This is a genomic window from Allobosea sp. CER48, from assembly GCF_044752385.1.
Classification (GTDB): domain Bacteria; phylum Pseudomonadota; class Alphaproteobacteria; order Rhizobiales; family Beijerinckiaceae; genus Allobosea.
Genome location: NZ_JBIWYK010000154.1, coordinates 1 through 6,840, shown reverse-complemented (window position 1 = coordinate 6,840; position 6,840 = coordinate 1). Strand labels below are relative to the sequence as shown.

The 6,840-nt window shown below is 68.2% G+C and carries 8 protein-coding genes and 1 pseudogene; 6 read left to right on the top strand and 3 right to left on the bottom strand.

Going from position 1 to position 6,840, the window contains the following annotated elements; translation table 11 throughout:
* Nucleotides 1–22 precede the first annotated feature (22 nt).
* From ACIPIA_RS07970 to ACIPIA_RS07960, 3 genes are read right to left on the bottom strand one after another with little or no spacing between them, the layout of a single operon-like run.
* Nucleotides 23–790 carry an ABC transporter ATP-binding protein gene (locus ACIPIA_RS07970; RefSeq protein ID WP_400508330.1) on the bottom strand — a complete coding sequence of 256 codons (768 nt, stop codon included), beginning with the start codon at nt 788–790 and terminating at the stop codon, nt 23–25.
* Nucleotides 790–1,542 (bottom strand): ABC transporter permease, encoded by a 753-nt coding sequence (locus ACIPIA_RS07965; protein ID WP_400508326.1) that lies wholly within the window; start codon nt 1,540–1,542, stop codon nt 790–792. The genes ACIPIA_RS07970 and ACIPIA_RS07965 overlap by 1 nt, the downstream gene beginning before the upstream one ends.
* 4 nt (nt 1,543–1,546) lie before the next feature.
* The gene (locus ACIPIA_RS07960) at nt 1,547–2,572 is read right to left on the bottom strand and encodes an ABC transporter substrate-binding protein (protein WP_400508324.1); all 1,026 of its coding nucleotides are present in this window, start codon (nt 2,570–2,572) and stop codon (nt 1,547–1,549) included.
* A 159-nt stretch (nt 2,573–2,731) separates the two neighbouring features.
* On the opposite strand from ACIPIA_RS07960, the gene ACIPIA_RS07955 reads away from it, so the two are divergent.
* From ACIPIA_RS07955 to ACIPIA_RS07930, 6 genes and pseudogenes are all read left to right on the top strand, one after another.
* On the top strand, nt 2,732–3,199 hold the full coding sequence (locus ACIPIA_RS07955; RefSeq protein WP_400508322.1) for an Lrp/AsnC family transcriptional regulator: 468 nt from the start codon (nt 2,732–2,734) through the stop codon (nt 3,197–3,199).
* Nucleotides 3,200–3,293: 94 nt separating this feature from the next.
* A complete protein-coding gene (locus ACIPIA_RS07950) occupies nt 3,294–4,571 on the top strand; it encodes a phosphopantothenoylcysteine decarboxylase domain-containing protein (protein ID WP_400508320.1) in 1,278 nt (425 codons plus the stop codon).
* A 5-nt stretch (nt 4,572–4,576) separates the two neighbouring features.
* Complete coding sequence (gene dut, locus ACIPIA_RS07945) at nt 4,577–5,056, top strand: dUTP diphosphatase (protein WP_400508328.1); 480 nt, start codon at nt 4,577–4,579, stop codon at nt 5,054–5,056.
* The gene (locus ACIPIA_RS07940; RefSeq protein WP_400508319.1) at nt 5,053–5,505 is read left to right on the top strand and encodes an RrF2 family transcriptional regulator; all 453 of its coding nucleotides are present in this window, start codon (nt 5,053–5,055) and stop codon (nt 5,503–5,505) included. The genes dut and ACIPIA_RS07940 overlap by 4 nt, the downstream gene beginning before the upstream one ends.
* 84 nt (nt 5,506–5,589) lie before the next feature.
* Nucleotides 5,590–6,561 (top strand): cysteine synthase A, encoded by a 972-nt coding sequence (gene cysK, locus ACIPIA_RS07935; protein WP_400508317.1) that lies wholly within the window; start codon nt 5,590–5,592, stop codon nt 6,559–6,561.
* A pseudogene (locus ACIPIA_RS07930) lies at nt 6,558–6,840 on the top strand (hypothetical protein); the annotation flags it as partial. The gene cysK and the pseudogene ACIPIA_RS07930, both read left to right, overlap by 4 nt.

Sequence of the window (6,840 nt, the reverse complement as noted above, 5' to 3'; positions counted from 1 at the left end):
ACCGAGGCTAGGCTCGCCCCGCTCAGATCGTGGCACCGTCGGCGACGATGTCGGCGCCGAGCCCCTGGCGGACGGCCCGCACGATCTCTGCCTCGGCTGCCGCCCCGCGCCGGCGCGGACGCGGCGCGTCGATTCGGTGCTCGGCGATGATCTGGCCGGGCGCGCCGGAGAGGATCACCACCCGGTCGGCGAGATAGGCCGCCTCGTCGATGTCATGGGTGACGAAGAGCACGGTCTTGCCGGTGCGCTGCCAGACGCGGATGAGCTCGTCCTGCAGGGTTTCGCGTGTCAGAGCGTCCAGAGCCGAGAAGGGCTCGTCCATCAGCAGGATCTCCGGCTCGACCGCGAGCGCACGGGCCAGCGAGACGCGCTGGCGCTGCCCGCCCGAGAGCTGATGCGGCCAGCGCTGGGCCAGCGAGCCGAGGCCGACCAGATCGAGCATGGCGCCGGCCTTCGCCAGGCGCTCGGCCCGCGACGTCCGGCCCTCCAGCCCGAAGCCGACATTGGACACGACCTTCCGCCACGGCAGCAGGCGCGAATCCTGGAAGACCAACGCGACGGGCCGCCGCGTCGTATCCCTGGCATGGATGACGACCTCGCCACCGCTCGGCTTCGCCAGCCCGGCGACGACGCGCAGCAGCGTCGACTTGCCGACGCCGGAAGGCCCGACGATGGCGAGGAACTCGCCGCGCCCGACCTTCAGGTCGAGCTTGTGCAATACCTCGGTCTGCTCGCCGTCGCGGGTGAAGGTCAGCGACAGGCCCCGGATCTCGATCACACTCTTGTCGATCACGCTTTCCAACGCAGCACCCATTTCTGGAAGGCGACGAAGCCGGTGTCGAGCAGGCCATAGAGCGCCGCCATGGTCAGCATGTAGACGACGACAATGTCGGTCGCGAGCAGGCTCGATGCCTGCATCATCCGCTGGCCGACACCGGCGACTCCGAAGATCTCGGCCGCGACCACGGCCATCCAGGCCTGGCCCAGTGCCGTGCGGAAGCCGACGAGGATGCCCGGCATCGCCGCCGGCAACAGGATCTTGAAGAGGCGCTGCCAGGGCGAGCGGAAGCCGAAGGCGTCGGCAACCTCGACGAGATCGCGGTCGACGCCGCGGATCGCACCCTGCGCGGCGAAGAAGGCGATCCAGAACACGCCGATCGCGATGATGAAGACGGCGGCGCCGGGCGTGACGCCGAACCAGATGATGGCGAAGGGCACCCAGGCGAGACCCGGAATCGGCCTGAGCACGCGCACGACCCAGGCCGTCGCTTCCTCGGCGATCCGCGACATGCCGACGAGAACGCCAACCGCGATGCCGAGCCCGGCACCGACGAACAGGCCGACGAAATAGTGCCAGAGCGAACCCAGGACGGCCGAGAACCATGCCCCTGACGAAACCTCGCGCAGGAAGGCCTTCGGCAGCGCGCTGGGCGGCGGCAGGAAAGCCGGGTTCACCAGTCCGAAATAGGGCACCGCCTCCCAGAGCAGGAGGAAGGCGACGAGGCCCAGAAGGGCAAGGGCCGCGGCCCGCAATCTCTTCACCAGATCAGCCGCCCGTCTTGACCGCCCGCTCGTAATACTGCGTCTCGAACAGGCCGTCGAACGGCAGCTCCTTCTCGAGCGAGCCGAGCTTGACCTGATAGGCCTGCATGGCCCGCGAGGGCTCGATGATCTTGCGAGGGTCGATCTCGAACCGGCTCGCCGGCGAGACCAGTGCCTTCTGGATCAGTTCGGGGTCCACGATGCCCTTGCCGAGCGCTGCGCCGACATGGGGCGCTGCCTTGCCCGGCTCGGCCTTGATCAGCGCCGCAGCCTTGACGAGGCCGCTGACGAGATTCTGGACAGCCTGGGGATTCTTGCCGGCAAAGACGCCGGAGACGGCGACCACCGTACCGGGCTGTCCGGGGAAGACCTCCTCGCCGCCGGCGATCAGCTTGATCTGCGGGTTGCGGGTCTGGATGATCGTCAGGGCCGGCTCGCGGACGCTGCCGCCATCGACCGCATTGGCCAGAATCGCCTGCTGCGTCGCGTCGATGCCCATCGGCACGATCTCGACATCGGCCTTGTCGACCTTCGCGACTTCCCAGAGCCAGTACTGCAGGGTGGTGTTCGGCACCGAGCCGGCCGGCTGGGTGGCGAGGCGTGCGGCCTTGCCGTTTGCCGCGCGGAAGGCCTTGAAGGCCGCGGCCGCGCCGGTGCCGGGAGTGAAGAACTTCGTGAGCGACGGCGCGCTGACGACGACGTTCTCCCCGATCGCCGTCGAGGCGACCACGCGGATGTCGACGCCGCGCGAGCGGGCGACGGCGAGCGGGGCGACGCCCGCGACATAGACGTCGATCGTGCCGGAGGCGAGCGCCTGAATCATGTTGGGGCCGGATTCGAAGACCGTGACGGCCACGTCGATGCCGCCCTGCTTCAGCCAGCCCTCGCCGTTGGCGACGAAGAACGGTGCCGTGCCGACGATCGGGATGTAGCCGACGCGGGCGGGAACGCTCTGCGCGGAGGCGGCACCGGCGAATGACGCGGCTGCCGCAAAGCTCGAACCGGCGAGGAGGAACTGGCGGCGATCCATCGTTCAAATCCCTTTCAAGGACAGGGCCGACAAGCCCCCATTGACAGATTGAGAAAAGGATTTTCTATCTGAATGCAATAGATCGGCATCAAAAAGATAATTCATCCCTCCTGATCCGATTTTTTGGTATAAATTTCTTCCGAAAGCGAGCTTTAGAGAATGGACGCCATCGACCGGAAAATTCTCACTGTCCTGCAGGCCGACGCGAACATTTCCATCGCCGAGCTCGCCGACCGCGTAGGGCTGTCGCAGACGCCGTGCTGGAAGCGGATTCAGAAGCTCGAACAGGCGGGCGTGATCCTCAAGCGCGTCGCGCTGGTGGCCCCCGAGAAGATCGGCCTCGGCCTCACCGTCTTCGTCCAGATCGAGACGGCCGACCACTCCGGCCCCTGGCTGGAGAAGTTCGCCCAGATGGTCGCAGCCATGCCGGAGGTGATGGAGTTCTACCGGATGGCTGGAGACGTCGATTACATGCTGCGCGTGGTCGTCGCCGACATGGCCGCCTATGACGGCTTCTACAAGAAGCTGATCGAGACGATCCCGCTCAAGAACGTCACCTCGCGCTTCGCGATGGAGCGCATCAAGGCGACGACGGCCTACAAGGTACCGGAGCTGCCACGCGACTGAGACAGGAAGCGGCTTCTCCGCGGCGCATGACAGCGCGGCGCTGCGGATGCTAGGAAGCGGTCAGTCCGATGCCTGACCTGCCCGAGGGGCCGCCTTGTCCGCTTCCCGCTCCGTTCTCCTGATCATCGGCGGCGGCATCGCCGCCTACAAGGTGCTCGAAGTCATCCGCCGGCTGAAGGATCGCGGCATCGCCTCGCGCTGCATCGTGACCAGGGCCGGCGAGCAGTTCGTCACGCCGCTCGCCGTCTCCTCGCTCGCCGGCGAGCGTTGCTTCACCGACCTGTTCTCGCTGACCGACGAAGCCGATATCGGCCATATCCAGCTCTCGCGCTCGACCGATCTCATCGTCGTCGCGCCGGCCACCGCCGATCTCATCGCCAAGATGGCGAACGGCCTCGCCGATGACCTCGCCTCGACCGCGCTGCTCGCCACCGACAAGCGCATCCTGATCGCGCCGGCGATGAACCCGCGGATGTGGCAGCATCCGGCGACGCGCCGGAACATGGCGCAGCTGGAGAAGGACGGCGTCCTCGTCGTCGGCCCGAATGTCGGGGCGATGGCCGAGCGCGGCGAGAGCGGTCCGGGCCGCATGGCCGAACCGCCGGAGCTCCTGGCTGCGATCGAGCTTGCGCTCGCCGGCGAGAAGCCGGCCGCGACCCGCGCGATCGGCTTCCTCGGCCGGCTGCCGGGCGGAGAGCCGGTAAAGAACGGCGCGCTCGCCGGCAGGCACGTGCTCATCACCTCCGGACCGACGCATGAGGCGATCGACCCGGTGCGCTATATCGCCAACCGCTCCTCCGGCAAGCAGGGCCACGCCATTGCCGCGGCTGCAGCAGCGGCAGGCGCGCAGGTCACGCTGGTCAGCGGCCCGGTGAACCTGCCCGATCCGGTCGGCGTCGAGACGGTCCATGTCGAATCGGCGCGCGACATGCTGAAGGCAGTCGAGGCCGCCCTGCCGGCCGACATCGCGATCTTCGCCGCCGCCGTCGCCGACTGGCGCGTCGCCGATGCGGCGCCGGAAAAGATGAAGAAGGACGGCAAGGCGCTGACGCCGCTCGCGCTGGTCGAGAACCCCGACATCCTGGCCACCGTCGCGCATCGCAAAAGCGGCCGCCCGCCGCTGGTCGTCGGCTTTGCCGCGGAGACGCAGAACGTCATCGACTACGCCCGCGCCAAGCTCGCGAAGAAGGGCTGCGACCTGATCGTCGCCAACGATGTCGGCGGCACGGGCGTGATGGGCGGCGACGCCAATACGGTGCATCTCGTGACGCAGGCAGGCGTCGAAACCTGGCCGACGCTGCCGAAGGACGAGGTCGCGAGCCGGCTGGTCGCCCATATCGCTGCGCTGCTCCCGGCCGGACGGGCGGGTTGAGTGCGATGGTGACGGTCGCGCTGCAACGCCTGCCCCATGGCGCCGATCTGCCCCTGCCGGCCTATGAGACGGCCGGGGCAGCCGGCCTCGATCTCCGCGCCGCGATCGGCGAAGCGCTGCTGCTCGGCCCGGGCGAACGGACACTGGTGCCGACCGGGCTGGCGATGCAGCTGCCCGAGGGCTTCGAGGGGCAGGTGCGCCCGCGCTCGGGCCTCGCCGTCAAGCATGGCATCACGGTGCTGAATGCGCCCGGCACGATCGACAGCGACTATCGCGGCGAGGTCAAGGTGCCGCTGATCAATCTCGGCCAGGAGCCGTTCCCGATCGCTCGTGGCGATCGAATCGCTCAGCTCGTGGTCGCGCCGGTGACGCACGCCACCCTGGTGGAGGTCGCAAGCCTGGATGCGACCGCGCGCGGTGCCGGCGGCTTCGGCTCCACCGGCATTTCCGCGAACGCGGCGCCCGGACAGGAACCGACGCCATGATGCCGGTTTCGCGCCGCAGCCTGCTCGCCATCGCCGCCGTGGTCGACATCGCCCTGCATGCCCGGCCCTCGCCGGTTGCGGCCAAGCTTCTGGCCGCCCGGCACGCCTTGCCGCCGCGGCATCTGGAGACATTGCTGCAGACGCTGGTGCGCGCCGGCATCCTGAAGGGCGTCCGCGGGCCACGCGGCGGCTACGAGCTCGCCCGCGAAAGGCGCAAGATCACAGCTGCGGACATTGCACGGGCCGCGATGCAGGAGGCCGGCGAGGACGGGCTCGGACCGATGCCGCAATCGCGGCTGGTGGACGAAGTCGTCGGGCCGGAAGTGGAGGCCGCTTCCACGGCATTTCTGGCCCGGCTGGACGACGTCACCGTCGAGGAGCTCTGCCAGCGGGCGCTGGCGGGGGCGGTGTTCGGACAGCGCGGCCCCGGCGCCGATTTCACAATCTGAACACGTAATTTATTTCTTTAATCGACAAATTTTGTGAATTGACCTAGCGTTGCGATCGACCGTTCCGTCCAGAGGAGTCATCCCATGGCTGAAGCAGAGAAGTCGACGAAGGCCCCGGGGCGTGGGCGCATCTACAACTCGATCACCGACACCATCGGCGACACGCCGCTGGTCAAGCTGAACCGGCTGCCGGCCGAGCGCGGCGTCAAGGCGACGATCCTCGCCAAGCTCGAATTCTTCAACCCGATCTCGAGCGTGAAGGACCGAATCGGCGTCAACATGATCGACGCCCTGGAAGCCTCCGGCGCCCTGAAGCCGGGCGGCACGCTGATCGAGCCCACCTCCGGCAATACCGGCATCGCGCTCGCCTTCGTCGCGGCGGCGCGCGGTTACCGCCTGATCCTCGTGATGCCGGAGACGATGTCGCTGGAACGGCGCAAGATGCTCGCCCTGCTCGGCGCCGAGCTGGTGCTCACCCCCGGCCCCGGCGGCATGCGCGGCGCCGTCGCGAAGGCCGAGGAGCTGAAGAACGAGATCGCGGGCGCGATCATCCCGCAGCAGTTCGAGAATCCTCACAACCCGGAAATCCACCGGAAGACCACCGCCGAGGAAATCTGGAACGACACCGAGGGGAAGGTCGATATCATCATCTCCGGCGTCGGCACCGGCGGCACCATCACCGGGGTCGGCCAGGTGCTGAAGGCGCGCAAGCCGAGCGTGCGGATGGTCGCGGTCGAGCCCGAGGACTCCCCGGTGCTCTCCGGCGGCCAGCCCGGCCCGCACAAGATCCAGGGTATCGGCGCCGGTTTCGTGCCGGGCGTGCTCGATCGCGGCGTGATCGACGAGGTCGTCACGGTCGGCAACCAGACGGCCTTCGAGACCGCCCGCGCGCTCGCCAAGAGCGAGGGCATCCCGGCCGGCATCTCGTCGGGCGCGGCGGTCGCAGCGGCGCTGGAAGTCGGCGCGCGGCCGGAGAACGCGGGCAAGACCATCGTCGTGATCATCCCCTCCTTCGCCGAGCGCTACATCTCCAGCGCCCTGTTCGAAGGTCTGTGAACCCGGCAGCCATCCAGATCGTCCGGCTGATCGATAGCCTGCCGGACGATTTCGAGGCGTTGCGCAACGAGGCGGGCGCGGAGAGCTTTCGCTTCATCGAGCGCTTGCGCGAGGAATGGCTGGCTGGCCGCTATGACGGCGGCGACGAGCGCTTCGCTGTGCTCGCCGCCTTCCATGAGGGAGAACTCGCCGGCATCGGCGCGGTGACGCCCGATCCCTACGATCCCGAACCCGACCTGCTGCGGGTGCGGCATGTCTATGTCAGGCCGTTGCAGCGCA